This is a genomic window from Photorhabdus namnaonensis (assembly GCF_001684335.1).
Taxonomy (GTDB): domain Bacteria; phylum Pseudomonadota; class Gammaproteobacteria; order Enterobacterales; family Enterobacteriaceae; genus Photorhabdus; species Photorhabdus namnaonensis.
Genome location: NZ_LOIC01000044.1, coordinates 118,514 through 142,702 on the forward strand (window position 1 = coordinate 118,514; position 24,189 = coordinate 142,702).

Below are 24,189 nucleotides of genomic sequence, written 5' to 3' on the forward strand. Positions count from 1 at the left end.
GGGGATCGTATGACGAACGGGAACAAAAAGCGCAGAATGCGCAGCACTGCCATTAACATTGAGAGTAAACGTAAATATTGGCGTGGGTTCTCATTCACGTCATTGGTGCTTAGTATGGGTTCACTCGTGGGTTGTGGTCAATCGGCGGATGAACTGTCAATCAATGTCTATAAGGACCTGGCGTCTTGTCAGAATAATCCAAAGAATACGATCGCGGCTCAGTGTGAAACCACATATCAAGCGGCATTACGTGAAGCGGAACGTACGTCGCAGAAGTTTCGTAAGAAAGCCATGTGTGAACTTGAGTATGGTGAATGTGAAGCAATGCCGGGGGCTGTAGGTTATCGACCGAAGATGGCCGCCTTTATGATGGCGGAGGTGAAGCCGGAACAGTTTAGCCGATATGATATGGCTGAAAAGTATCGCAACGTGTTTTACCAGCCGCTATTTACTTCAACATCAGGCTATAGCGACCTGTACGGTAAGCTTTTTTTCGCTGATGGCAAGATCATTAGCACTTATTCCGATCTTGGCAATATCCAGTACGAAATGAGCCGACATTATTTGCAGCCGCTGGAAACGGTTCGCTTGCCAATTGAGAAAGAAGTTTCTCAGGTTGGAACGAATACACATGGCGCTTTGTATGTAAATTCTGGAAATGTAGTTACAGGTATAAATCCTGTACTGAGCCCCCGATCAACTTCTTATATCGCATCTGGGATCGTTGATGAAATCGGTGATTATTCAGAACGTAAACACAGGGAGAGAATGTATCGAGAACGCTTGATACGTGAAAAGGAACAGAGGTTTAAAAGCAGCGATTCCCGTTATTCTGGCGGTTATGATAGCAAGCCAATCGTTACTACCAAGTCTTCTGGTGGTTTCGGTTCAACATCTTCCGCTAAATACAGTTGGGGTGGTTAACCGGCGCTGACATTTTATTCGCAGGCTTTTTGTTATCAGTGTCTTGCATCGAGGCATGATTGCTGAATTAAGCGTTTGTGCGATGATTTTTTCCAAGATTCAAATAAGCATTATCAAAGGGTTAATGTCATGCTTCAGATCCCAACTACGCCTCGTTATGATTGGAAAGTGCGAGCAAAAGAATTTGGGTTTGGTTTCCATACAATCGATAATGAACCGTACTGGACGGAAGACCGTTACTACCAGTTTACTCTCAAGCAGATTGAAGAACATATTGAAGCTCCGACAGCGGAAATCCACCGGTTGAGCCTGCAAGCAGTAGAGCAAGTGGTTAACAGCGATGAGTTGATGGCTAGATTCCAAATTCCAGAAGCGATGTGGTCACTGGTTCGCGCATCTTGGAAACGCAGAGATCCAAGTCTCTATAGTCGTCTTGATTTTGCTTATGATGGTAAAAACCCGGCGAAGTTATTGGAAATTAACTCAGATACGCCGACCTCTATCTATGAACATGGTTTTTTTAGTTGGTTGTGGTTGGAAGATAAGGTTAACCGTGGTGAATTGCCTCATGTTGCTGATCAGTTCAACTTACTACAGGAGTTGCTTGTTAATCGCTTCTGTGAACTGAAACCTTTTTTGCCATTCAACACGCTTCATTTTGCCTGTTGTAAGGGCACGGAAGAAGACAAAGGTTCGGTTGATTACTTGGCTGATTGCGCCAAAGATGCCGGTATTCATGTCGAGTTTGTCTATATTGAAGATATTGGACTCAGCGAGTGTGGTAAGTTTACAGATAGTAATAATAAGATTATAGATTCTATATTCAAGTTGTACCCGTGGGAGTTCATGTTTCGTGAGGAATACGCTCAACACTTGGTTACGGCGGGTGTTAACTGGTTTGAGCCAATGTGGAAATGCATCACCTCGAATAAGTCAATTTTGCCATTGCTTTGGGAGATGTTTCCAGGACACCCAAATCTGCTTGAGGCTTATTTTGCCGATGATCCGCAAGCCAAGCGCTTAACTCACTACGTTATGAAGCCGATATTCAGCCGTGAGGGAGCAAATATTAGTATTCATAAAGATGGCAAGGTGGTTGAAGAAGTAGATGGGCCTTACGGTGAGGAGGGTTACATTGTGCAGCAATATACCCCATTGCCAAAGATTGGCGATAGCCACGTTCTTATCGGTAGTTGGCTCGTTAATGACACGCCTGCTGGTTTATCGGTCAGGGAAGATATTGGCAGGATCACGAAGGATACGTCACGATTTGTGCCTCATATTATTTTAGGTTAATGATTATATAACTATTTTTTTCTACATAAATTTTCCAGCCTAAAATAGAGAATTGATCTGTTTATTTCTGGAGCAGGGTGGAAGACCCTGCTTTCTGGCTTTTTGGAAACATCCAGCTTTATCGCTGAAATGTCATATATGTATGATTTTTTCATCCATTTTTTAACAGGTATTCTCCTTCTTCTTTATGATTATTGTGAAGTACTGTGTGCATCAGAAGTAGATCCAATTCGGTATCTGGGAGATGTTTTTTGTCTTTGAGTTCGCAGCGGGTAACTGAATCATCCAATTCGCGGCAGATAAAGTTATGAATGCGTTTAAAACGTGGACTATACTCCGTTTCGTCAGCGTTACGTTTGATGGCAAGTAGAGTCTGTATCTCTCGCATCAGCGCCGCGTCTGTAACAGTTCCGGCTAGCAAGGTGTCGAAGCGCATCGGTGGCACACCTTTACCAGCTTCGATCCAACGTACCGCCAGCAATGGACGTAGTACATAAAGGTATTTTTTCAACCGAATTTTCTCGCCTTGTAGGTAACTACGAAAGTTTTTCTTTGCCATTGACAGATAGTGATATCGCGCTCTGTTGTTGGAGAAATAGTCTGGTAATAGGGCACGTAGTGCAGCCATAAACTCCACGTCTTCGTAGTAAATTACCGGTGAGTCTGCCCACTCCATCAGTGTTGGGTTGGCTCGTTTCAGCAGCCCTAAAGTTTTACGCAGTTCCCAACCACAGATATCAAGTTCGTCGCTGATCGGGAGTTCAATGACATCCCGAGAGGGATCGACGCGTAAGTACCATGATGGCGCATGTACATAAATAAAACGTACATCGTAATCACTGTTTGTTGAGGCAAATCCCCAACCGCGGCTACCTGATTCACAGGCGTAGAGTATTCGTATTTGCAGCTCTGTCTCAAGTTGCGCCAGTTTTTGGCATATGTGTTGCTTCATGATGTCACTGATACCAAATTTTTCTTTCATCTTGATTATCCTTTTACGCAAACCACTTGACGCAGGGTGTGAACGATTTCTACTAGTGAAGACTGAGCGGCCATTACGGCCTCAATGTCTTTGTAGGCCATCGGAATTTCATCGATGACGTCGCTGTCCTTGCGGCATTCCACGTGTGCCGTGGCACGCTTCTGATCCTCTATTGTGAAGCGTTTTTTCGCTGCTGTGCGGCTTAATACTCGGCCAGCGCCGTGACTGCATGAACAAAAACTCTGTTCATTTCCCAGACCACGTACGATAAAGCTTTTCGCACCCATTGAGCCAGGAATGATGCCCATGACGCCTTGGTGTGCTGCGACCGCACCTTTACGTGTGACTAACACGTTTTGGCCGAAGTGTTGCTCCTGTTGTACATAATTGTGGTGACAATTTACTGCTTCCATTATGGCAGTGAACGGCTCTGTTATTATCGTCGCCAGTGCTGCCAATGTATGCTTCATCATGACTTCGCGATTATGGCGGGCGAAGTTTTGCGCCCAACCGACCGCTTCCATGTAGTCGGCAAAGTGACGGCTGCCTTCCTCAAAATAGGCAAGGTTACGGTCGGGCAGGTTAGCGATATGCTGTTTCATGTCCTGTTGGGCGAGAGTGATGAATAAATTACCAATGGCATTTCCTACTCCGCGTGATCCACTATGCAGCATTACCCATACCCGGTCAGATTCATCCAGACACAGCTCAATGAAATGATTACCGGTGCCTAGTGTCCCTAAATGCTGATGGTTGTTAGTTTTCAGTAATTGTGGATATTTATCGGTTAACCGTTTAAATCCGGTCTGCAACACGCTCCAATGGCGATCGACGGTTTTTGGCGGTTGCTGCCAGGCGCCTTTATCCTTACCGCTGTGGTTTGCCGTGCGTCCGTGTGGTACGGCAATTTCAATAGCATGACGGATAGCATATAGGTTGTCCGGTAAATCTTTGGCATTCAATGAGGTACGTACTGCCATCATGCCACAGCCGATATCTACGCCCACCGCGGCGGGAATAATCGCCCCACGAGTTGGAATGACACTGCCGATGGTTGAACCTTTACCAAGATGTACATCAGGCATAACGGCTAAATGGCTGAATATGAAAGGCATTTTTGCTATATTCAACAGTTGTTCACGCGCTTCCGTTTCTACCGGTACACCATGAGTCCACATTTTCACTGGTGCGCTGTTTGGTGCGGTCATCAACTCGTAATCGTTTGTTATCACATTATTCTCCTGGTTACTTAGCCGTCACTATTATTATAATTTAAAGTAACGAATATTTTTCCTTTTTAATCAATGCTGCTGAATTTGTTTTTTATCTTGATCTTCTTTGGGACCATTAGGGAAATATTGTAAATAAAAATTTTATTCCACTATTAATATAGTATTCTGTTTAATGGTAATTGCAATTATTTGAGTTGTTGTTTTGTTGAGTAATGTTGAAATTGTGATGTTAATCTATATAAAAATATGTTTGTAAAAATATATATGGAACTTATTATAGTTTTAAATTGCGTTGATAATTGTAAAGTAAATGTAAAACAATTAAATTATTTAATATTATGATGTTGTTGTAATAGTAAGTTTATATACTATTCAGATAGATGCATATATGCGCATAATTATCATATGGATATGAAAATTATTAAATGAGTAACATTATATTTTGATGAAATAATATTGCTATGGTTGGAATAAAATAATGGTCTGAATTTAATATATTTCTTGAAAATATCAATATGTGTAGTATATAGGTTATGACATTTTTATTGATTTATTCTTGTTGAGTTTGATTTATATCTTGTTGATATGACAAAATAATTATAAATACTTGTTTTTATTGTATTTTTATTTTGTGTTTTTATTGATGTTGTCAAGTGTAGAAAATAAACCTCTACACTATTTATAACCGTTAATTTGTAATGAGTTAATGGTTTCTTATTATTTAAATATATATAAAAATAATTGAAAATTATCATGCTGTTTTTCATTAACTAGATAAATATATATGGCTGTTATCAATTTATAATTATTGGTAAATTACAATTTTTTATCCTTTATTTTGTTTTATATTTTTTTTGTTTATTATTGGTTTTAATCGCCTCTCAATTTTAAATTGAAAATCATGATATTGAAAATATTTGGTAAATATTTCTTTCGGATAAAAAATAGTTTTGTTAATAATTTTCGGAGTACAACAAGTAAACAGTTGTTAAATTGTGTGATGACTTATTTGTCTTATTGTCAATCTTAACGAAATGATTAAAAAACTGCCCTTAATAGTTATTTTTTCCTATTCATAAAGGGGGTGATTATCTTCTTTTTCACGATATTTCTTGCATTTTAAATTTAATCTCTTCATTAAAGTTGTGCGGAAATTATCCGCACAATTTATGTTGTATTGGGCAATGTGAATTTATGTGTCAAATGAGCCAATTAATTGTGATAATTTGGCGTTAATCATCGTTAATACTTGCCAGTACATTTCCTGCCTGTTGATAACCGCCTTCTTCTGCGTAGATAACGATTTTCCCAGAACGATGTGCGGTAAGTTGCGTTTCCATTTTCATTGCTTCCATGACAGCAATGACATCACCTTGTTTAACTTCATCACCTTCCTGCACACACCAGCATTGTAAAACGCCGGATATTGGCGCTGAGACGGGATTTGGTGCTGTTATTGTCCCCTCAGCTTCACTACCTTTGCTCTCAGTGATGGAATTTTGCCCAGAATCAAGCAATGAAAGCCCTTTTAATAATTCGGCGGGTAGTCCTAGTTCATGCCGACGGCCATTAATTTCAATAAAAGTACGCGTTATCTTTTCTGGGTAATGGTTTTCCTGACGCGGAGATATTTTTATATCATTGATAAAGTCAGTTTCGATCCAACGTGTGTGGACGTTAAATGTATCATCGGAAATAAAATCAGGATGCTCCATTACTGCTCGATGAAAAGGCAATACTGATGCAACACCTTCAATGCTGAACTCCTGTAATGCACGTCGTGCACGGGCAATAGCTTGTTGGCGGGTCGCTCCGGTGACAATCAGTTTAGCCATCAGCGAATCAAAGGTGTCAGGAACGGTGGAACCTGCCGCGACACCAGAATCCAATCTGATGCCTGGGCCGGAAGGGGGAGAAAAGATCGCCACAGTGCCGGGCGTCGGCAAAAATCCTTTACCCGCATCCTCTGCGTTAATGCGAAACTCAAAAGAATGGCCTAAAGGGATCGGTGTTGAGGTCAATGATAAAGGTTTACCTTCGGCAATCCGAAATTGTTCTACCACAATGTCGATCCCTGTGGTTTCTTCGGTGACCGGATGTTCGACCTGCAAGCGAGTATTGACTTCCAGAAAAGAGATCGTGCCGTCTACACTGAGTAGAAATTCCACTGTTCCGGCTCCGATATAACAAGCGGCGGTGCAAATATCTTGTGCCGCTTGATGAATACGCTGGCGCTGATGTTCGGTCAAAAATGGGGCCGGCGCTTCTTCCACCAATTTTTGGTTACGTCGTTGCAGTGAGCAATCACGTGTACCAAGCACCACCACATTGCCATGTTTATCAGCCAGAATTTGCGCTTCAATATGGCGAGGTTTATCCAGAAACTGTTCAATGAAACATTCTCCACGCCCAAAGGCCGCGGTTGCTTCACGAACAGCCGAATTGTAGAGTTCGGTGACTTCATCAAGCCGCCACGCCACTTTCATGCCACGTCCACCACCGCCATACGCTGCTTTAATCGCAATTGGCAAGCCATATTGTTCGGCAAACGCCAGAGCTTCCTCCGCGTTTTTCACCGGTTCTTCTGTACCTGAAACCTGTGGTGCGCCTACTTGTTGAGCAATTTTGCGTGCTTTAACTTTGTCACCCAGAATATCAATGGTTTCTGGTTCAGGGCCAACCCAGATTAATCCTGCATTAATAACCGCACGGGCAAATTCCGCCCGTTCAGCCAGAAATCCGTATCCGGGATGTACCATGTCGGCACCTGAACGTTTCGCAATATCTAATAACAGGGGAATATTAAGATAGGTATCAGCGGGGCTGTTTCCACCTAAACTATAAGCCTCATCAGCCAGTTGTACATGTTGTGCATTGATGTCCGAATCAGCGTAGACAGCGATAGATTGTAAACCATAATCCCGGCAGGCACGGATGATACGGACGGCGATTTCGCCGCGGTTAGCAATCAAAACTTTTTTCATGGGATGGTTTTTAATATTCATGGTCATTGCGGTACTCATGAGCGGCAATCACTCTCTTTTATTTCGTGAAATTCAGTGATTGGGTTGAAACGGATACGGGCATTGACAGGAATTTGCCCCGCAAGATCGAGATGATAGCTGGCAACGGAACCAATGACTGGGTAGCCGCCGGTCAAAGGATGATCTGCTAAAAACAGAACCGGTTGACCACTGGCGGGAACCTGAATTGCGCCAGTGGTCGTTCCTTCACTCGGTAACTCTTTATAGTTAAGGCGCGATAATGGTGTGTCGCCATACAGGCGAATACCGACTCGGTTAGATTGTGGTGTAACCTGCCAAAGCTGGCTTTTTAGCAGGGATAGCGCTTCTGTGGTGAACCAGTCGGTACGCGGCCCTAGAATAATGTCCAGTGTAACGATATCGTCAGTGGCGGGCATATTGAAAGCCGGGCTTTCATCCATTGATACAGCGGAACCCTGTGTGAGAGTCAGAATATCCAAAGTATCGCCTATAGCGATTGGCATAGGACCAATGTGTGCCAACGTATCGTAAGAGAGGCTGGAAAGAATCGGTTGCTTGGCAAAGCCGCCACGTACTGCCAAATAAGAACGCATTCCCGCTTTGGGTGTTCCTAGAGTCACTTTATCGCCTTCACTGAGATCAACAGGCTGATAGCTATCAACCTGAAATTTTCGACCAGATGTTGTTTGAACAGTGATCGGGCAGTCAGCGCCTGTGACAGCGATGATGACATTGCCATGAGAGATAAAGCTTAATCCTCCTTGTACAATTTCCAGACATGCATTATCCGAAGGGTTACCGACGATCCGGTTGGCGCTTCTCAGCGCTGTTTTATCCAGCGCCCCGGCAGTGGAAATCCCTAAACTAGCCTGTCCTGAACGCCCTAAATCCTGAAAAAGTGTTTGTATTCCAGTGGTTAGGATTTCTAGCGAGGCGTGTTTATCAACCTGCGAAGATAGAATGTCCTCTATGGACACAACAGGGGGTTCGGGTTTAGTGATAGAGATTGCTGCGCCTTTGCCTTGATCTCTGAAACGTACTCGGGAGCCGGGTTGCAGCAGGGAAGAGGGAGAACGCGAGAGATCCCACATGCGCTCTGGCGTGATACCGATAATTTGCCATCCTCCCGGACTGGCTTGAGGGTATATCCCACTGAATTCTCCTGCCAACCCGACTGATCCCGCAGGAATGCGCGCTCTTGGCGTCATTCGGCGAGGAACATGTAAACAGTCTGAATCTGCGACTAAATAGGCAAATCCGGGAGCAAATCCGGTAAAAGCAACGGTGTACTCACTTTCTGTATGTCGCTTAATAACTTCCGGTATGGTGATGCCGAGAATTTCTGCCACTTCAACCAGATCATCACCATTGTAATGCACCGGAATTTCAACGAGTTTCCCGGTTGCCCTATTCAGTGTATTCAGGTTGCGACCATTGATTTCTTTGACAAGTTTAACTGTGGAAACCGCATTGGGACGAAATCGAATCAACAGTGTTCTGGCCGCTGGAATAATTTCTTCTACTCCTGGAATGGGGAGGGCGTTAAGTGAATCAAATAACGCCAGCGTTTCATTCAGATCGTGAAGCTCGACAATAATGGCATCCAAATTGACAGGTAAAAAACGCACTAGGTAGGTACTCCTGGGCATTTAAATAAAGGAGCGTACGGTGATCCCGGCTTGTTGCAGGGTGAGTTTCACCTGACGTGCCATTGCTACCGCGTCTGGACTGTCGCCATGAACACAGATGGAATCTGCTTGAATACGGGTAAAACGGCCATCAATGGCTTCAACTCCCCCTTCGGTCACTAATTGCAACATACGTCGGGCAACGACATTAGCGTCATGAAGCACAGACCCTTTTTCCCGGCGGGAAACTAACGTGCCTTGTGGAGTGTAAGCTCTGTCAGCAAAGGCTTCCGCAATGGTACGCAAACCGTTTTCCCTCGCTAAATCCAATATTTTTGAGCCGGCTAATCCAACCAGCGCTAAATTGTCATCCACTTCACGAATCGCCGTAATAACAGCAAGGGCTTGGTATTCATCATGGGCAATGGTGTTGTACAGTGCGCCGTGCGGTTTGACATAACTTACAGTGGTTCCTGCCGCCGCAGCCAGACCTTTCAACGCGCCAATCTGGTAAATAACATCCGCGATCAGTTCATTACTGGAGATATCCATATTACGGCGACCAAATCCGACAAGATCTGGATAAGATACATGAGCGCCGATCACTACCTGATTTTTGTGGGCGGATTTTAAGGTTTGAAGTATCCCGGCAGGATCACCAGCATGAAATCCACACGCTACATTGGCGCTGGTGACAATACTCAGCATGGCGTTATCGTCGCCCATTTTCCATTGACCAAAGCTTTCGCCAAGATCACTGTTTAAATCAATAAATTTCATCGTGATAACCTCAATAAGAAGGTTCAAAAGTGGTAATCAGAACGGTTTTCATAGGGATATTTCCTTACAAAAACATCAAAAAATAGAGTAGAAAAACGTTGGCAATCAGTAGCGCTATTCCAGTGGGAATTTGTGCTTTAATGACCGCGTTACGGTTTGGTAATTCCAGTAGTGCGGCAGGAACGATATTGAAGTTTGCAGCCATTGGGGTCATCAGTGTACCGCAATAGCCCGAGAACATGCCGATGGCGGCCATGACTGCCGGATTACCGCCATGTTGCAGTACCAGAATGGGAATGCCGATCCCGGCGGTAACAATCGGGAACGCGGCGAAAGCGTTGCCCATTATCATCGTCAATAGCGCCATGCCGAGTATGTATGTCGCCACCGCGATAAATCGGTTATCCACCGCCAGATAATTTTCTGTCAGGTGAGAAATTGCGGTACCGACACCTGCGACGGTGAATAATAGTCCTAGCGTAGCCAATATCTGCGGCAGGATAAACGCCCAGCCGATGGAATCCAGTAAGCGACGCGCCTCTTGGGTTGATTGAGTTACATTTTCACGCGTCATTTTCAGTGCAATGCCATATCCGACTAAGCAGCCTATTGTCATAGAAAACAGCGTTACCAGCGTGGCATGATTGCCGGTACCGAACAGTGCTTGTTGTAACCCAGGGATGTGGTTGAACAGTAATACGCCGATCACCGTGACGATAGGGATTGCTAGTGCGGGAAGAAATAGACGATTACCCAAACGGGAAGCGCTTTCCTGCCGTTGCTGAGGTGTGCGTTGATGGTAGCTACCCAATCGCACACCGCCAAAACCCGCCGTCAGCGCCATCAATACAACGATCAGCCCCACACTGATATGCAACATTTTTTGGGCCTCGGCTTCGTTGCCTGCCCATAGTGCTATTAAGCGGTAAGTCCAGTCGCCTACCAAAAATACGATGCCATATAACGCCCAGAACAGGCTGGTGGTCAGGCGGCGAGGGTTGGCGTGATCGCGCCAGGACATTATTGCTACGGCCAACAGGATCACGCCTGCCAGCCAATAAAGATATTGTTGCTGAAACATTACTCCACCTTACTTCGATTTTTGTCCATACCATTCAACGTTGCCAGTTTGGTAGCGATCTGGCGGTCAAGACGAGACAAGCGGAAAGCGTGGATCAGGAAAGCACAGATGGCGGTAGGGATTCCCCACATAGCGATATGTAGCGGCTCTGTTTGGATGCCTCCAGACTCTAGCATAAAGTTATGCATAAAGATGATTGCGCCAAAGGCGACGAAGATATCCTCACCGAAGAACAGCCCAACGTTGTCGGTTGCTGCTGACATGGCCCGCAGGCGATAACGTACATCGTCAGGCAGATCATGATGACGGTTTTCCGTAGCCCCTTCTACCATTGGCGCCAGCAGGGGACGCACCATTTGCGGGTGTCCTCCTAAGCTGGTCAGCCCTAGCGCAGCGGTTACTTCACGAATGAACAGATAAATGATCAACAACCGTCCGGCGGTTGCAGTTTTAATATTGCTAATCCAGGTTTGAGCTTGTTCTTTTAAACCGTGCCGCTCTAAAAGGCCGATAGTTGCCAGCGGCAACAGCAAAATTAGCGGCAAATTTCGGGTATTAAGGAAGCCGGAACCTAGCTTTTCCAGAATCGTTGTGATCGGCATATGCGCTGCCAACCCGGTAATTATCCCTGCGACAATCACCACCAATACCGGGTTAAACCTAAGTAAAAAGCCCACGACAATAACCGCGATGCCAATCAACGGCCATAGATTCACAATCTGTTGCATGTTGTGTCACCTCGGTGGAAAAAAATCGCGGTTGCTTGCTGTGTGGTCATAGGTTGAATTCCTGTGTGGTAGATAAATTGATATCCAAGCAATATGCGTACCATCGTTGGATAATTTGCATTTATACCCGTTATCTTTCAAGTTAAATAAAAGTTAAGAAAGATAATATTTGCGGCCAGATTGGCAAATTTATTGATAAAATAAATAAACTTAATTAATATGTTTAAAATTTTTTCATATTTTTAATTTGTAACGTTATGTTTGTTTGGCGCTTATCCAGCCAGACAAAGGCGGTAGTGTCTATAGGGATCAAGGAAGTGAATGATAAGAGAAGCTATATATGCCTTTTGTGCCATGATGTTGAACTTTTTAATTCTCTCAATGACAGATCTCTTGGTTATTAAAACATAATTCATCGTATTTTTGCTGTAAGTCATATTAGTAACACGAGTTACAAGAAAACGTGACTTATAGTCCGTGGTTTGATAAGTAACATAGTTCGATACTTATCGAATGAAAAAACCTAATACTATAAAATCCCTTTTTGGACAAAGAGTTAGATATATCAGAATGGCGTCTGGTATGTCTCAGGAAGCTTTTGCCGATAAATGTGGGCTTGATCGTACTTATATCAGTGGCATTGAACGTGGCGTCAGGAATCCCACGCTTGAAGTCATCAATGTTATAGCGAGTGGTTTACAGATCGAATTGAAAGATCTGTTTGATTTTGACGTGGAGAAAAAGGGTTAGGCAGATCTTCTCTGCTTCTGTAGCCTCAAAACGAATAACCTGCGCTTTGGCAGGTTATCCTTCAGTTGCCACAGCAGGATACTCAGCCTTTCCAGCGGGAATTGCGGATCACGTCGCAATAATTAAGGGGAACAAGTCCGGGCTTTTTATCCTGTATGACATCCACATTAAAGCTACCAAACATTGTCTGGGACCTATCCTTGATGCCGTCATAAAAAGCTTGAATGATATCTTCCTTGAAGCCGTCAGTGCGCGGATGTTGCTGTACAACAGCAATGCGCTCACTGTCGCTGAACGCTTCGTAATTGATGCCCAACACGTCCATTTCTACGCCAGCGGTGACGAGTGCAATTTCGGGCGCCATAAACTCTGGAATGCCCGGTGTGGTATGCAAGGCAATCGCCGTCCAGACTTTATCAATATCAGCCTGAGCGATGCCGTATCCTTGTAGGAAATGTTTCGCCGCATTCGCGCCGTCAACCTCGAATCGTTTGTCACAACTGCAATGCTCATGTGTCAGGCCAATGTCATGGAACATACATCCGACATAGAGCAATTCATGGTCCACACTAAGCCCAAGACGCTGGCCAGCGAGCGCCCCCCAATAGTAAACCCGACTCGAATGATGAAAAAGCAGATCAGATTCCGTATCGCGGATGAACGTGGTTGCGTCACGGGTTATCTGGGTATCAGGAATACTCACTCCATTAACTGAAAAACTCATATGCTGTCTCCGGTTGATTAAGTGAGGTAAGCATAAAACACATGACGCCCGTCCTGAATTAACTTATAACGATGATTCAGGACACTAAGATTAAATAAGACTTCTGCAAAGTAATGATTCACAACATCACCATATTGGCTGTGCCTGATGTTCAGTTGCTCGATGTTTCAGGCCCTTTAGACGTGTTCGCTGAGGCGAACCGCATATTGCACCGGCAGGTCTATTCCCTGAGCGTGATGTCGACCGGTTCAGACATCATCACCTCTTCGTCAGGCGTTAAGCTGGTGGCCGATGTGATTTTGAGCCATACAACCAGCCACTCGGCAGACACGTTTCTTGTGGCTGGCGCACCGAATGCGCATAACCATACCCTTTCAGAACAGGAGCGCTCGGCAATCATCGAAATGTGCCATCGTAGTCAACGTTACGGCTCCGTCTGTACCGGTGCTCTGTTGTTGGCGCAGACCGGATTGTTGAAGCAGCGTCGGGTGACAACCCACTGGGAGTGTGCCGAATTGCTCGCGATGCGTTTTCCCGAAATCACAGTTGAACCGGACATGCTCTATGTGGCTGATGGTTCCCTGAGAACGGCTGCGGGGGTGACATCCGGGCTGGATCTGGCGCTCCGATTGGTTGAAGAGGATCTGGGCCGCGAGATCGCGATGGAGGTGGCGGCAAGTCTCGTCATGTTTTTCAGGCGACCAGCCTGTCAGGGGCACTTTATCCGCAGGAGTCAGTTATCCCTATCCGGGAGAGCCGCTTTTCAGGATTTGCAACGTTGGGCGCAGGCAAACCTACAAGACATAAGGGGTTTACAGGACATGGCTACACATATGAACCTGAGCATCAGGCATCTGGGACGTCTGTTCCGCCAGGAACTCAACATGAAGGCAGGAGTATGGCTGGAGAATGCACGTATCGAGAAAGCGCGGATGTTGCTTGAGGAAAGCAGGCTCCCGCTCAAGGCAATACCGGGAGCTTGTGGATACAGAAGCAGCGATGTGATGCGCAGGGCCTTTGTTAAAAATACGGGCATGACCCCTTCTGTTTACAGAAAAATATTCATACAGACGCAGCAGATTGGCACAAATGGAAAAAACTGAAAACCAGATATGGGAAATGGATAGCGAATAGGAAAAGATAAATACAAGCAGCTACAAGTAATCATTATTCTTACCGAATGGTATAAAGTAGATAGGAGCAGCTTATCTTATTGATAAACTGCTCCACTTTTATCTACAGCCACTTACCTTGTGTACCTCGAAGGCCATATTTCAGCGGGATCGCAATCTAAAGCCGCGGCAATAAGCTGTTGACCTTTGGGCCAGCGGCGTTGCAGGGTATTAGCAAGGGTAGATGATGCTAACCCTGCTTCCCTTGAAACGGCTGCTAATGATGTTCCCCGTTTTTTCAGCTCGGCGATAATGTCTGCTGGGTGCCAGTCCTGATTTTTCATTATTAATCCTCCGTGTTACGGATAACTTTGATATGAAAAGGTAAATCGTTACATAGTAGACTATAAGTCACATATGATAACATAACTTACCATAAAAAGTGACTCATAGTCCGTGGTCTGATAAGTAACATAATTCGATACTTATCGGATGAAAAAGCCAAATGCTGTAAAATCCCTTTTTGGACAAAGAGTTAGGTATTTCAGGCAATCGTCTGGCATGTCTCAGGAAGCTTTTGCCGATAAGTGTGGAATTGACCGGACGTATATCAGTGGTATTGAGCGTGGGGTTAGGAATCCTACCCTTGAAATCATCAATATTATTGCGAATGGTTTACAGATTGAGCTGACAGATCTGTTTGATTTCAGCAGGGAGGATTCCACAAATCCCTTCTGCCCGTTTGAATAAGTTTATTGAAGGAGAACCTATATCTCCCTCAATAAATGGCTTTATTAAATGGTAATAATTTTCTGGATGTTATTTCGTTCAATTTTTATTGTCAATTTACCTGATGGTGTTTCTGACAACTGATTGCGAAGATAGGTGATATCCTTAGGAAGGGCGGGTTGACCATTAACTTCTAGTACAATATCGCCGTTCTTTAATCCAAATTGTTCAATCTCTTTGGGATCGTTGTAAAATATCTCTACTTTGTTATTAAAATAACGGATTGCAATCGTGCGAAGTAATGGACTGCCATAACGGGTAAAGTTTTTGGCGTTAAAACAGAGCAGCATTTTATTTGGAATAAACAGATAATCATCAAAACGTGAGAAGAAACTCATACCAAGATTGTAGAGATCATTTTTATTTTCGCCAATTCTCAGACGACCTACCGGTAATTGCTGTAAATAAAAGCCATCAATGAGATACTCTTTACTACTATCAAGTCCACCAGCGGACGCATATTTGACACGGGTTCCTTCAGAAATTTTATCTTTGTGCTCTTTTTTCAGATATTCAATAAATTCTTGAGAAACATAGCTGTAATCGGCCCCGGTATCTATATTAAAAACGACATTAGAAATCTGGATTGCGGGAGATTTGCCATAGCTATCACTGTAAGGTTCACATTGTTGATAATTTAAGATTGAAGGGGCATGGCGCCATATTGTCAATGTGTGGTTCAGGTTATTTATTTCCCAGTTTAACTGACGAAAAGTGTCGATTCCGAGAATACCATCCAGTTCCTGACCAATGGACTGATTAAAGAGACTCATGTCAATGCCAATCCAGGGATCAGAGCCAGGCACCGTATGATTACCGAGGGTAATCGCTAGGGGTTGCCATAATGCTAGGTCAGCTTTGTGTAAGCGTTTTTCACTGGTTGTAACCAATCCGTCGGACAGCATACGGTGGAATGTAACCGGTATTTTTGATTCTGGTGTGGTTTGTGTCAGCGTTTTTGCCAGCTTATTATCGATGAAGGTATAACTGGCGCCAGTATCGAGCAAGAATTGATATTTTTTACCGGAGATAGTGACAGGAACAATGATCGATGTTGGCTGATGGATATCCAGCTTAGTGGAAAGGACGGGTTTATTTTCTTCTGGCATATGGATCTTTTCCATATGGCTACAGCCCGTTATCAGTGTCAGCAAGCTGGCGGTAATAATTGTCCGTGAGGCTATTTTTTCCTGTTTTTTCATAATATTAGATTCCTTTTTAGGGAGTGGAAGATGAAAGTCTGGGGGCCGGTAAAACCCAACATAATTCACTGGAAGCAATAAAATGCTGCGTATGACCTAGGATAGTATGCGTTACCAGTACAGCTCAGCTTCATTGCAAGTATTATTATCTGCTTTCTACTAAAACCAAAGATAAACAATAACATCATTACATTAGTTGATGTGAAATATAGTGAGTAATTGTTTAACTGCGGTTGAACTATTATTAGTTTCAGCAGTAATATTGGTGAAAATGTCGGCTGTTGATAACGTTGAACGGTAAAAGTTATTAATGACGATATTTATATAATAATTAATTGGTAATGGATGTAGCATTAAAATATAAATTATCTATATCCGTCGTCTTTCAAGTTGCCTCTTTGTTGGCTACGTTCACTCACCCCGGTCACATAGTTTGCTATGCTCCCGGGGATTCGCTCCCTTGCCGTCGCGATGCATCTTGAAATCCATAGGGTATGGATGTATTTGATTATATGGTGTATATCAATGATAATGATTTAAAATAAAAATCACTATAAATCATTATTATTTTATTTTTAGTTGTAATATAAAGGCAATAAATATTTATTAGATTTATCTTTATCTGTGTAAATTATTTTTCTGATAAATATCTAGCTGATGTCAATATAAAAAACAACACTTTTGCAATAAAGGAATATATTGATTTTATGTCTATATCACTAAAACTCAGCATTGTCGTACCTATTTATAATGGGGCGCGGTTTTTACCGCAATTTTTTATCAATTTATTTTGGCAAAAGCTAACTGATTTTGAATTAATTTTGGTTGATGATGGTTCAACGGATAATAGTCGCCAGGTTATTGAGCAATATGCCGAGAAATTCCCGAAGACAGAAATTATCACTCAAAGGAATCAAGGGGTTTCTGTTGCCCGTAATACGGGGTTAGCAAAGGCCAGTGGTGATTATGTGGCTTTCCCTGATATTGATGATGTTATTTATCCGGGGATGTATAACCGGTTGTTAGAGATTGCTCAGAATAATGATTTGGATATTGCTACTTGCAACGGTCATTATGTTTATGATGATGGTCGGCCAGCCCGAAAGATTTTTCCTTCTGAGCGTCTCTCTTCTACCGCGGTTCTGAGTGGGCCAGAATGGTTGCAACAAGCACTGAGCTCACGCAAATTCCTGCATGTAACTTGGCTAAATATCTATAAACGAGCTTTTCTGACAAAACATCATTATCAGTTTGAACCGGGGTTGCATCATCAGGATATTCCGTGGACGACAGAACTCTTGTTAACGGCAAATCGGGTGCAATATATTGATGAATCTTTTTATGATTATCTGATCCATGCTTCTTCGGTATCCCATGCCCCTGCTGATGATCATATTAAGGTGAGAACAGCACATCACTATATGAAAATTTTGGAGATGCTGAATAAGATCAATCAGCGTTATCCGCAGCAAGTTAAGCAGGCGCCGGCGTGTCATTGGCAGATTGCGAAAGAGGGGCTAGGGATTTTGCATACCATCAATGGGATAGAATCCTCTACGATAAAACAACAAATCGTTCATGAATTATTTGAGCGCGGTATTTGGTCAATGATCTGGAAAAATGCTCGTGGGTTTAGATTGCGTTGGCGTTTGGCTCGTCGATATCCGCGACTTAGGGCGGTGTTAAAAGCCGTTTAATATTGAAAGCAACGGCTTTAATAATCGTTCCCTACCTGGGGTTATTTTCCATCTTAATCGCAGGTATCACCGATATTTTTCAACGCATCGATAACCAATTGCCAGAATCGCTGTTGATCGAGTTTGACGGCAACTTGGGTATGGCAATCTTTTGGTATTGGATAACGGAAATCCGCCACTGTCATTCCCACAGTTAAGGTGCCATTCAGTTCAATATCGACGGGTACCTTTTGCGTTGTCATTACGGTCGGGTCGATCACATAGGCGACGGCGCAAGGATCATGTATTGGTGGGCTGTTGAAACCGTGTTTCTTCTGATAACTTTCACCATAGTACTCCAGTAGCTCTACGACAAATTGAGACACTTTGGTATTAATACGTGAAATTGCTTTGGTGATTTCTGGTGTGGCCCGTGCTTGGTGTGTTAGATCCAGGCCGACCATTGTCAGCGGCCATTTTTCATTGAAAACAATATGCGCCGCTTCTGGATCGATTTTGATGTTGAATTCCGCAACCGCGCTTCTATTGGCGGTGTGATATCCACCGCCCATTAATACCACTTCCTTTACCCGTTCAACGATCTTCGGTGCTTTACGGACGGCAAGAGCAATATTGGTTAAGCTGCCAACGGGGACCAAAGTCACCGTTTTTGGCGGATGAGACATGATGGTATCAATGATCAGATCAGTCGCGTGACGGGGATCTAGCGTTCGAGAGTGTTTAGGTAACTTCACACCCCCCAGACCCGATTCGCCGTGAATATCCGATGCGGTTTCGATATCGCGAACTAATGGGCGATGACAGCCTGCGGCAAAGGGCACGCCGGTAATACCGGCAATATGCGCTATCGCCAGCGCATTTTGCGTGACTTTATCCAATGTCTGATTGCCGACAACTGTTGTGACGGCTAATAGCTCAATATTAGGGTTGCCATGTGCCAATAACATCGCAATGGCGTCATCATGTCCCGGATCGCAATCAAGAATAATTTTTTTGGTGCTCATTTTTACTCCTTGCCAGAGAAAGTGATATAAAAAATGAGGATAATCCAGTTAAAACGTCTATTCCGTGACAAAATCTTAGATCTGGGGGAGTGTTCTCATAAATAATTAGTAAAATGTTTCATAATTGTGATTTGATTAACACATAAACAATAATTAAGTTGTGCATCCAGTTTGAGTGTGATTTTTATATAGTTTCGCTATGGAATTGGCGGGCTATATCTGCTTCGGATTTATTATTAATTTATGAATAATTGCGAGGGCTTGAATGGATATTCATGTAGATAGATTATCAGCAGTGATTGAATCGGTGGCGACCAGTGAATTTTATCCTAATTTACTGACCTGGCTGGAACAATTTATTACTTTTGATAACGCTATTGTTTATGCCTTTGAACAAGGTTCTCCTCCGCGTTGTTTAAGTAAAACCGAGAAGAAAAACAGTGATGTAATAAATCAGATTTATCAACAAGGCGCTTATCTGCAAGACCCTTTCTATCAAGCCCTGATAAGTGGGGTTGACACTGATCTATTTACCTTACGGGAACTTGCTCCTTCAGGATTTTATCATACTGATTATTATTTGAATTTTTATCGTAAGACCGGTTGGCAGGATGAAACAGGGGTGTTATTGAAACTCTCTCCTCAAAGGCAACTTGGCCTGTTTTTCGGTAAGGAAAATCAGCCATTTTTCATCCAGAAACAGCATCGGAAAAACCTGAAAGTTGCATTGGAAATTATCCGCAGTGTGGCGCGATTACATTATGAAATGACGCAGCAAGCGCCTGCTGCTGAAATGGTTTATCTGGATACTCAGACTCGTTATGCTTTGACTCCGAGAGAATGTGAGATTGTGGAGTTAATATTGCAAGGTAAAGGCTCACCACAGATTGCCGAGAAACTTTTTATCAGTACGGGGACGGTGAAAAACCATCGGAAAAATATTTATCAAAAACTACAAATCAGATCACAAGCAGAGCTTTTTAGCCTATTTATGACACCTCCCGTCCGTTATTTTGCCTGAGTCACAAATGTTAAAACTGTGTTGCAAATATCCCTAAAGGGACATGGTGATGTGACGCTGCGCTACAGATAATCCGGTGATTATGTTGGATGCTAATCGGGCTATCGCATGAACAATCATCTTGATTCATTAACTTATTACGCTGCGACTAAGAAATATGATCTTCGTTTTCCCACATTACAAGAAGATCTGGATGTGGATGTCGTCATTATCGGTGGTGGATTTTCCGGTATCAATACTGCCCTTGAATTGGCTGAGAAAGGGATCACCAATATTGCAATCTTGGAAAGTCGTTATCTTGGCTATGGCAGTACAGGTCGTAATGGTGGTCAGGTTATGGCGGGTATCGGTCATGATCTGGCAGTGATCAAACGCCATATTGGTGAGAAAGGGCTGGAAACGATCTTTCAGATCAGCAATTTGGGTGCAGGCATCATCCGTGATCGTATTGCTAAATATAATATCGATGCTGATCTCTGCCGTGGTTATAGCTATCTTGGCATGAATAAGAGACAGGAAAAGACATTACATAGCTGGCTGAAAGATTTTCAGGCGATCTCTCCTGATGAAGATATTGAGCTTTACACCGGTCCTGATGTGAACAAGGTGATCGGTTCTGATGTTTATACTTGTGCGTTGAAGCATATGGGAGGCGGTCATGTTCACTCCCTAAACCTATTGCTAGGTGAGGCGAAAGCCGCGACAGATTTGGGCGTAAAAATCTTTGAGAACAGCGAGGTACTGGATATTGAATATGGTTCCAGAGTAACGGTTCGTACCGCGATGGGATCAGTTCGCGCCAATAAAATGTTGTGGGCCTGTAACGCCTTTCTTAATAGTGGCCTGGAGCCATATATTTATAAAAAGGTGGTCAACACTTATGCCTTCCAGTTAATGACGGAGGCATTACCCGATGATTTGATTGAGAAAATCAGTCCGATTCGTGGTGCATACAGTGATATTCGTCCGGTTATTGATTACTTCCGTGTGACGAAGGAAAACCGCCTCTTATTCGGTAGTGCAACCCCTTTCATTGAACATATCCCATCTGATTTGAAAGCTTGGAATCGTCACTTGATGCTGAAAGTTTTCCCTTATCTAAAAGATGTGAAGGTTGAATTGGCATGGGGAGGACCGTTGTGTTGCAGTGCGAATTTGTTCCCACAGATTGGTTCTCTGCCGCAGCACAATAATGTGTTCTATGTGCAGGGTTATTCCGGTTTCGGGGTCACGCCAAGCCATATCGTTTGTAAAGTATTGGCCGAAGGAATGAGCGAAGGATCTGAGCGTTATGACCTGATGAGTTCAATTCCTCATGTAAATATTATTGGTAAAGATAAGTTACGACATTTAATGGTGTCTGCGGGCAAGATTTGGCATCAAGCGTCTGGGTATTGGAAAGGACGTCGTTAATTTATTGATATCATTAGTATTAATCGAAAATTCATAAATTATTTTATTTGGAACGAGGACATTATGATTAAATCATTTTTACTGAACAAATCCCTGCCTGAATTATTGGACATTGGTAGCGTAAGCAATCTGGGAGCGACTGTGTTGGAAGGCGATCCGCAGGCCAGTATGGCAATGATATTTGGTGAACCAACGGATAACCTGACGTGTGGTATTTTCGCTTGTACTCGTGGCAAGTTCAGTATGGTGTATCCGTTTGATGAGCACGCAACTGTAACAGAAGGTTCGGTAAAATTGACCGATGTGAAGAGCGGGGAAACCGTTGAATATCATCCGGGGGATTCCTGGTTTGCGCCGAAAGGAACGGAAGTACTGTGGGAAATCACCGCTGACCGTTTTGTGAAGCATTATCTGTCTTGTATTAAAGGTTAAAAAACACTTGTTTGTTAGAGGTAAAAAATGAGTGATATTAACTTATTACAGTCAGTTACGGCCTTTTTGCAGCATAATCATGGACATTATATTAATGGTCAGCCAGTCAGCGTTCAGGGGAGTGAAACACTTTCTGTCATAAACCCTGCGACTGATGAAGTTATTGCAACGGTTAATCAAGGCGGTGAAGTGGAAGTCAATGCCGCTATGCAAGCGGCACAGGCGGCATTTCATGGAGTGTGGGCCCAAACTTCGCCGATGGAGCGCGGTCACTGCCTGAATCGTCTGGCAGATCTATTATTGGCGCATCGGGAAGAGTTGGCGCAGTTAGAATCCCTTTGCTCCGGTAAAACTATCCAGTTATCCCGTATGCTGGAAATTGATTCCTCCGCTCAATTCCTGCGTTATTTTGCCGGATGGTCAAGTAAGATCAGCGGTGAAACCCTGAATGTCTCTTTGCCCTCTTTTAAAGGTGAGCAATACACGGCGTTTACCCGTCGTGAGCCGGTCGGTGTTGTGGTAGGGATTATTCCGTGGAATTTTTCCATCATGGTTGCCATCTGGAAAATAGCGGCTGCACTGACGTGTGGCTGTACCATTGTATTGAAACCCAGTGAATACACCCCGTTGACCATGCTCAGAGTGGCTGAATTAGCCAAGGAAGCGGGTATTCCTGATGGTGTCATTAATGTGATTAATGGTTCAGGTTCGGTGCTTGGGCCTGCACTGATAGGTCATCCGTTATGTGCCAAAGTGACTTTCACCGGATCGGTACCAACGGGTATTGCTGTTGGTAAATCAGCAATGGAACAGGGATTGACTCGCGCCACGTTGGAATTGGGTGGCAAGAACGGCGCGGCGTTTTTAGCGGACATGCCTGTTGAAAAAATTGTCGATGGTATTCTGGAAGCCGGTTATCTCAATCAAGGGCAGATTTGTGCGGCAGCGGAACGTTTTTATATTCCTGCAAGCCATATGGATGACGTGCTGAAATTGTTGTCAGAAAGACTCGCGGCAATGAAAATTGGCTCTCCTCTGGATGAATCAACAGAAATGGGGCCGTTGGCAAACAAAGCGCACTATAACAAGATCCTGTCCCTGTTTGAGCAAGCTCGTCAGGAAGGCAGTGAGATTGTTTACGGTGGTCATGCTCTGGCCGGGCCGGGCTTCTTTGTGGCGCCGACGGTGATTCGTGCTAACAGCCCTGAAGATTCATTGATGAAGGAAGAGACATTTGGCCCTGTCGGGACGTTCCTCAGCTATAACGATGAAGAAGAGCTGATTGGCTTGATGAACAGCACTCCATTTGGTTTAGCGGCGAGTTTGTGGACCAATGATCTCAGCAAAGCTATGCGCATGATCCCGCGTATCGAAGCGGGGACCGTTTGGGTCAATATGCATACATTCCTCGATCCGGCATTACCATTTGGCGGCACCAAATCCTCAGGTATAGGTCGTGAATTCGGTAGCGCCTTTATTGAGCACTATACTGAATTGAAATCTGTGATGGTTCGCTATTGATTTGATATTTGGATCAAAATAAGCAAGGCCCCTTGATTGAAAGGGGCCATTGTCAAACCTAAGGTCATCACTGGCATTTTATCCAGGAGAGGGCTTCTCAGGGCAGCAGGTTGGTTGTGTACTACTCACCACTATAATTCAATACTCGTGATTAATAAGGTAACGAGTGCTACGACCACCCGCGCCAGTACTTTCTAAGCAGCCTAGCTCAACCAAATGTGCCAGGTGTCTGGTTGCAGTCGCACGACTTACCTTCGCCACTTTTTGATATTGGCTGCTAGTGACTGCTCCCCTCCGTAAACGGCGAGGCTTCCCACTTCTCAGACCGCAACCGTCGATATGACGGATTTACACTGGTCTCCATGAGCTGTTACGACGAGTCCCGCCGCCTTTAATTCCAATATGCCCTTGTGTCGGATATTGATTGCCGCATTAATATCTCGGTCATGCTCAACTCCACACACTGGACACTGCCAGATACGCTTGTGTAGTGGCATTTCAGTCATTTTGTTACCGCAGCAGTGACAGATTTTCGAACTGGCGAACCATTGATCCAGTTTGACCAGATGAACTCCTCTTTCTGCTGCTTTGTATTCCAGTTTTGTGATGAATCCATGCCAGCCCGCATCGCCGATAGCACGAGCCAGATTATGGTTCTTCATCATATTGACTGATTTCAACGTCTCTACAATTACCGCTTGGTTTTCGTCAACAATTGCTCGAGAGAGTTTATGTTGGAAGTCAGCACGGGCATTAGCTACCCGTTCGTGTACACCCGCCAGCTGTATTCGGGCTTTACGACGATTGGCACTCCCTTTTTGCTTGCGGGATAAGGCTTTTTGTTTTCGCCGTAAGTTTCGACTGGCAT

22 protein-coding genes and 1 pseudogene are annotated in these 24,189 nt (G+C 43.9%); 10 read left to right on the forward strand and 13 right to left on the reverse strand.

Features of this window, described 5'->3' with window-relative positions:
* The first annotated feature begins 9 nt into the window (after window positions 1-9).
* A complete protein-coding gene (locus Phpb_RS08925; protein ID WP_065390037.1) occupies window positions 10-924 on the forward strand; it encodes a DUF1190 domain-containing protein in 915 nt (304 codons plus the stop codon).
* A 129-nt stretch (window positions 925-1,053) separates the two neighbouring features.
* Window positions 1,054-2,220 (forward strand): glutathionylspermidine synthase family protein, encoded by a 1,167-nt coding sequence (locus Phpb_RS08930; RefSeq protein WP_065390038.1) that lies wholly within the window; start codon window positions 1,054-1,056, stop codon window positions 2,218-2,220.
* Window positions 2,221-2,371: 151 nt separating this feature from the next.
* Here Phpb_RS08930 and Phpb_RS08935 read toward each other — a convergent pair whose 3' ends face one another.
* The 7 genes from Phpb_RS08935 to Phpb_RS08965 form a co-directional block, all read right to left on the reverse strand.
* A complete protein-coding gene (locus tag Phpb_RS08935) occupies window positions 2,372-3,202 on the reverse strand; it encodes a nucleotidyltransferase domain-containing protein (protein WP_065390039.1) in 831 nt (276 codons plus the stop codon).
* A 5-nt stretch (window positions 3,203-3,207) separates the two neighbouring features.
* Entirely contained in the window at window positions 3,208-4,434 is a 1,227-nt protein-coding gene (locus tag Phpb_RS08940) for an RtcB family protein (RefSeq protein ID WP_109396589.1), read from the reverse strand.
* A 1,232-nt stretch (window positions 4,435-5,666) separates the two neighbouring features.
* A complete protein-coding gene (locus Phpb_RS08945; protein WP_065390086.1) occupies window positions 5,667-7,439 on the reverse strand; it encodes an acetyl/propionyl/methylcrotonyl-CoA carboxylase subunit alpha in 1,773 nt (590 codons plus the stop codon).
* 14 nt (window positions 7,440-7,453) lie between these two features.
* Entirely contained in the window at window positions 7,454-9,067 is a 1,614-nt protein-coding gene (locus Phpb_RS08950) for a 5-oxoprolinase subunit B/C family protein (RefSeq protein ID WP_065390041.1), read from the reverse strand.
* 21 nt (window positions 9,068-9,088) lie between these two features.
* Window positions 9,089-9,847, reverse strand: coding sequence for a LamB/YcsF family protein (locus Phpb_RS08955; RefSeq protein WP_065390042.1), 759 nt, complete (start codon window positions 9,845-9,847; stop codon window positions 9,089-9,091).
* Between the two features lie 64 nt (window positions 9,848-9,911).
* On the reverse strand, window positions 9,912-10,928 hold the full coding sequence (locus tag Phpb_RS08960; RefSeq protein ID WP_065390043.1) for a DUF979 domain-containing protein: 1,017 nt from the start codon (window positions 10,926-10,928) through the stop codon (window positions 9,912-9,914).
* On the reverse strand, window positions 10,928-11,656 hold the full coding sequence (locus tag Phpb_RS08965) for a DUF969 domain-containing protein (protein ID WP_065390044.1): 729 nt from the start codon (window positions 11,654-11,656) through the stop codon (window positions 10,928-10,930). Before Phpb_RS08965 ends, Phpb_RS08960 begins: the two co-directional genes overlap by 1 nt.
* A gap of 513 nt (window positions 11,657-12,169) precedes the next feature.
* On the opposite strand from Phpb_RS08965, the gene xreR1 reads away from it, so the two are divergent.
* Window positions 12,170-12,406: a cell morphology transcriptional regulator XreR1 gene (gene xreR1 / locus Phpb_RS08970; protein ID WP_072165137.1), complete on the forward strand. Its 237-nt coding sequence runs from the start codon at window positions 12,170-12,172 to the stop codon at window positions 12,404-12,406.
* Between the two features lie 82 nt (window positions 12,407-12,488).
* Here the strand turns inward: xreR1 and Phpb_RS08975 are convergent, their stop codons facing one another.
* Window positions 12,489-13,130, reverse strand: coding sequence for an HD domain-containing protein (locus Phpb_RS08975; protein ID WP_065390045.1), 642 nt, complete (start codon window positions 13,128-13,130; stop codon window positions 12,489-12,491).
* A 113-nt stretch (window positions 13,131-13,243) separates the two neighbouring features.
* Here Phpb_RS08975 and Phpb_RS08980 point away from each other — a divergent pair, with 113 nt between their 5' ends.
* Entirely contained in the window at window positions 13,244-14,233 is a 990-nt protein-coding gene (locus Phpb_RS08980; RefSeq protein ID WP_065390046.1) for a GlxA family transcriptional regulator, read from the forward strand.
* 143 nt (window positions 14,234-14,376) lie between these two features.
* On the opposite strand, the gene xreR2 is transcribed toward Phpb_RS08980, so the two are convergent.
* A complete protein-coding gene (gene xreR2, locus Phpb_RS08985; RefSeq protein ID WP_065390047.1) occupies window positions 14,377-14,586 on the reverse strand; it encodes a cell morphology transcriptional regulator XreR2 in 210 nt (69 codons plus the stop codon).
* 148 nt (window positions 14,587-14,734) lie between these two features.
* On the opposite strand from xreR2, the gene Phpb_RS08990 reads away from it, so the two are divergent.
* Entirely contained in the window at window positions 14,735-14,992 is a 258-nt protein-coding gene (locus Phpb_RS08990) for a helix-turn-helix domain-containing protein (RefSeq protein WP_072165135.1), read from the forward strand.
* A gap of 44 nt (window positions 14,993-15,036) precedes the next feature.
* Here Phpb_RS08990 and Phpb_RS08995 read toward each other — a convergent pair whose 3' ends face one another.
* Window positions 15,037-16,233: an aspartyl protease family protein gene (locus Phpb_RS08995; RefSeq protein ID WP_065390048.1), complete on the reverse strand. Its 1,197-nt coding sequence runs from the start codon at window positions 16,231-16,233 to the stop codon at window positions 15,037-15,039.
* Window positions 16,234-16,940: 707 nt separating this feature from the next.
* Here Phpb_RS08995 and Phpb_RS09000 point away from each other — a divergent pair.
* Window positions 16,941-17,930, forward strand: coding sequence for a glycosyltransferase (locus Phpb_RS09000; protein WP_065390049.1), 990 nt, complete (start codon window positions 16,941-16,943; stop codon window positions 17,928-17,930).
* A gap of 53 nt (window positions 17,931-17,983) precedes the next feature.
* On the opposite strand, the gene uriH is transcribed toward Phpb_RS09000, so the two are convergent.
* Window positions 17,984-18,934, reverse strand: coding sequence for a uridine-preferring nucleoside hydrolase UriH (gene uriH / locus Phpb_RS09005; RefSeq protein WP_065390050.1), 951 nt, complete (start codon window positions 18,932-18,934; stop codon window positions 17,984-17,986).
* A 265-nt stretch (window positions 18,935-19,199) separates the two neighbouring features.
* On the opposite strand from uriH, the gene Phpb_RS09010 reads away from it, so the two are divergent.
* From Phpb_RS09010 to Phpb_RS09025, 4 genes are all read left to right on the forward strand, one after another.
* Window positions 19,200-19,955, forward strand: a complete 756-nt coding sequence (locus Phpb_RS09010; RefSeq protein WP_065390051.1) for a response regulator transcription factor — start codon at window positions 19,200-19,202, stop codon at window positions 19,953-19,955.
* Window positions 19,956-20,063: 108 nt separating this feature from the next.
* The gene (locus Phpb_RS09015; protein WP_065390052.1) at window positions 20,064-21,368 is read left to right on the forward strand and encodes an NAD(P)/FAD-dependent oxidoreductase; all 1,305 of its coding nucleotides are present in this window, start codon (window positions 20,064-20,066) and stop codon (window positions 21,366-21,368) included.
* A 63-nt stretch (window positions 21,369-21,431) separates the two neighbouring features.
* A complete protein-coding gene (locus Phpb_RS09020) occupies window positions 21,432-21,800 on the forward strand; it encodes a cupin domain-containing protein (protein ID WP_036811702.1) in 369 nt (122 codons plus the stop codon).
* A 27-nt stretch (window positions 21,801-21,827) separates the two neighbouring features.
* The gene (locus tag Phpb_RS09025; RefSeq protein WP_065390053.1) at window positions 21,828-23,321 is read left to right on the forward strand and encodes an aldehyde dehydrogenase family protein; all 1,494 of its coding nucleotides are present in this window, start codon (window positions 21,828-21,830) and stop codon (window positions 23,319-23,321) included.
* Window positions 23,322-23,459: 138 nt separating this feature from the next.
* On the opposite strand, the pseudogene Phpb_RS26700 reads toward Phpb_RS09025, so the two are convergent.
* Together Phpb_RS26700 and Phpb_RS26705 are read right to left on the reverse strand one after the other, a co-directional pair.
* Window positions 23,460-23,606 (reverse strand): annotated as a pseudogene (locus tag Phpb_RS26700) (DUF4172 domain-containing protein); the annotation flags it as partial.
* A 35-nt stretch (window positions 23,607-23,641) separates the two neighbouring features.
* Window positions 23,642-24,189: RNA-guided endonuclease InsQ/TnpB family protein (locus tag Phpb_RS26705; RefSeq protein WP_240492472.1), on the reverse strand; the 548-nt coding region annotated here is incomplete at its 5' end.

Coding starts and splice junctions, on each gene's coding strand:
- Phpb_RS08980 (WP_065390046.1), top strand. CDS start 13,244: ATGATTCACAACATCACCATATTGGCTGTGCCTGATGTTCAGTTGCTC.
- Phpb_RS08930 (WP_065390038.1), top strand. CDS start 1,054: ATGCTTCAGATCCCAACTACGCCTCGTTATGATTGGAAAGTGCGAGCA.
- uriH (WP_065390050.1), bottom strand. CDS start 18,934: ATGAGCACCAAAAAAATTATTCTTGATTGCGATCCGGGACATGATGAC.
- Phpb_RS08935 (WP_065390039.1), bottom strand. CDS start 3,202: ATGAAAGAAAAATTTGGTATCAGTGACATCATGAAGCAACACATATGC.
- Phpb_RS08975 (WP_065390045.1), bottom strand. CDS start 13,130: ATGAGTTTTTCAGTTAATGGAGTGAGTATTCCTGATACCCAGATAACC.
- Phpb_RS09025 (WP_065390053.1), top strand. CDS start 21,828: ATGAGTGATATTAACTTATTACAGTCAGTTACGGCCTTTTTGCAGCAT.
- Phpb_RS08955 (WP_065390042.1), bottom strand. CDS start 9,847: ATGAAATTTATTGATTTAAACAGTGATCTTGGCGAAAGCTTTGGTCAA.
- Phpb_RS08925 (WP_065390037.1), top strand. CDS start 10: ATGACGAACGGGAACAAAAAGCGCAGAATGCGCAGCACTGCCATTAAC.
- Phpb_RS08990 (WP_072165135.1), top strand. CDS start 14,735: ATGAAAAAGCCAAATGCTGTAAAATCCCTTTTTGGACAAAGAGTTAGG.
- Phpb_RS08995 (WP_065390048.1), bottom strand. CDS start 16,233: ATGAAAAAACAGGAAAAAATAGCCTCACGGACAATTATTACCGCCAGC.
- Phpb_RS09015 (WP_065390052.1), top strand. CDS start 20,064: ATGAACAATCATCTTGATTCATTAACTTATTACGCTGCGACTAAGAAA.
- Phpb_RS09020 (WP_036811702.1), top strand. CDS start 21,432: ATGATTAAATCATTTTTACTGAACAAATCCCTGCCTGAATTATTGGAC.
- Phpb_RS08960 (WP_065390043.1), bottom strand. CDS start 10,928: ATGTTTCAGCAACAATATCTTTATTGGCTGGCAGGCGTGATCCTGTTG.
- Phpb_RS09000 (WP_065390049.1), top strand. CDS start 16,941: ATGTCTATATCACTAAAACTCAGCATTGTCGTACCTATTTATAATGGG.
- Phpb_RS09010 (WP_065390051.1), top strand. CDS start 19,200: ATGGATATTCATGTAGATAGATTATCAGCAGTGATTGAATCGGTGGCG.
- Phpb_RS08965 (WP_065390044.1), bottom strand. CDS start 11,656: ATGCAACAGATTGTGAATCTATGGCCGTTGATTGGCATCGCGGTTATT.
- Phpb_RS08945 (WP_065390086.1), bottom strand. CDS start 7,439: ATGAATATTAAAAACCATCCCATGAAAAAAGTTTTGATTGCTAACCGC.
- xreR2 (WP_065390047.1), bottom strand. CDS start 14,586: ATGAAAAATCAGGACTGGCACCCAGCAGACATTATCGCCGAGCTGAAA.
- xreR1 (WP_072165137.1), top strand. CDS start 12,170: ATGAAAAAACCTAATACTATAAAATCCCTTTTTGGACAAAGAGTTAGA.